Annotated in this window: 2 protein-coding genes and 1 pseudogene; all 3 read right to left on the reverse strand. The window is 64.3% G+C overall.

The features are described from left to right. Positions 1–633 (reverse strand): 1-deoxy-D-xylulose-5-phosphate synthase N-terminal domain-containing protein (locus tag ACK5M9_RS16275; protein ID WP_416894176.1); only part of this gene is annotated, 633 nt, incomplete at its 3' end. A gap of 110 nt (positions 634–743) precedes the next feature. Further along, a complete protein-coding gene (locus ACK5M9_RS16280) occupies positions 744–1,250 on the reverse strand; it encodes a flavin reductase family protein (protein ID WP_416894177.1) in 507 nt (168 codons plus the stop codon). A 117-nt stretch (positions 1,251–1,367) separates the two neighbouring features. Beyond that, positions 1,368–1,938 (reverse strand): annotated as a pseudogene (acnA, locus tag ACK5M9_RS16285) (aconitate hydratase); the annotation flags it as partial.

The following is a 1,938-nucleotide window of genomic DNA, read 5'->3' on the forward strand; positions in this document are numbered from 1 at the left end:
CAAGCGATCCTTGATGGCATGCAAGGCCGGTTCATAACGCGGATTGGTGCGGATCTCGGTCAGTCGATTGGCGAGCCCGCCGACGGTGGGCGTGTACGATCGCCCATTGTCGTTGACGACGATCACCACTCGTCGGTCATTGTCTGCGCAGATGTTGTTGATCGCCTCCCAGGCCATCCCACCGGTCAGCGCCCCGTCACCGATGACTGCGACAACGTGGTTGCTGCTGCCCTGCAGCGTGTGTGCGTGGGCGAGCCCATCGGCATAGGACAGCGACGTCGAGGCATGGGAGTTCTCCACCCAGTCATGGGGTGATTCGGCAGCACAGGGATAGCCCGACAAGCCATCGGCGTGGCGTAGCGCGGCGAAGCGGTCGGCCCGACCGGTGAGCATCTTGTGCACATAGGCCTGGTGGCCGGTATCCCAGATGATCTTGTCCGAGGGTGACTCAAAGACCCGATGCAGTGCGATCGTCAGTTCGACCACTCCCAGGTTGGGACCGAGGTGGCCACCGTTGCTGGCCACCGAACTGATCAGCAGTTCGCGGATTTCGCTGGCCAAGTCCGTCAATGCCTCATCATCGAGCCCGCGCAGGTCTGCCGGGCCAGAGACGGTACTGAGAACACGCGCCATTGCCCCATCGTAACGAGGACGCACCAACCGAACCGAAGGACCGACCCGATCGCCACGCCGCAACCACGCACTGGTGCCGAAGCCAGTCACCACTTCGTCGCAAGTCCTGGTCAGTCGGCGGCGTGGTAGCGGCCGCGTAGGTGAATCAGGGCAGGTCCATCGGCGAGTTCGATGTCGGTGATGGCGCCGACAATCTGCTTGGCCCAGCCGCAACTGCCGATCTCGCTGACCGTGACCGCAACCGATGCCCGCCCCGCCAGCCGCGGCCCGGCGCTCGAGGGCTCCCAGTCACCCATGGTGAAGGGCCCGCCCGGCGCCGGCGCAAGACCCGCGAAGGCCTCGGCAAGATAGTCGTCTGAGGCCTGCAGCACGTTCATGGTGAACCGACGATCCAACTCGAGGTACTCCCCCAGGTCTGAGTCCGGGTCCACCAGCGCGACCAGCACCGGTGCTGGCCCATCGGCCAGCAGGATCGACGACACGGTCAGGCCAACCGGACCCGATGCCGAGTCAGCGGCCAGGATGGTCACCGGCGCGGCCAGGCGGCCCCGCAGCCGACGGAACAGATCCTTCGACCCCTCCGGCGGGTGAAAAGGATGGCTTGAGTGAATGGTCATGGCTCCACCACCTCGCTGGCTCCTCTGCTCAGGCCTGGGGCGGTGGGTAAGCGTCCAAAATCACGGTGGAGACCGACGCCTACTCACCGCCCTCTACGTGGGCCAGTGTGAGCGATCTCAGAGGAGGGAACGCAGGACGTACGGCATAATGCCGCCATTGCGGTAGTAGTTTGCCTCACCGGGGGTGTCGATCCGAACTATCGCATCGAACTGCACGTCTGCGGCCTTCACCTTGACTGTCGCCGGGGTGCGTCCCTCGTTGAGTTCGGTGATCCCGCTGACACTGAAGGTCTCCTCACCGGTCAGACCCAGCGAATCCGCACTCATCCCGTCGGGGAACTGCAACGGAAGCACGCCCATGCCGATGAGGTTCGATCGATGGATGCGCTCGTAGGATTCGGCGATCACGACCTTGACCCCGAGCAGCGCGGTGCCCTTGGCCGCCCAGTCACGCGAGGAACCAGAACCGTATTCCTTGCCTGCCAGTACCACCAGCGGCGTACCCGCTGCCTGATAGTTCTGGGCGGCATCGAACACCGTGGTGACCTCACCATCAGCGGAGAAGTCCCGGGTGAATCCACCTTCGGTTCCCGGTGCGATCTGATTGCGCAGCCGGATGTTTGCAAACGTCCCGCGGATCATCACCTCGTGGTTGCCGCGCCGCGAGCCGAGCGAGTTGAAGTCGCGC

This window comes from Mycobacterium sp. (genome assembly GCF_047975165.1).
Taxonomy (GTDB): Bacteria; Actinomycetota; Actinomycetes; order Mycobacteriales; family Mycobacteriaceae; genus Mycobacterium.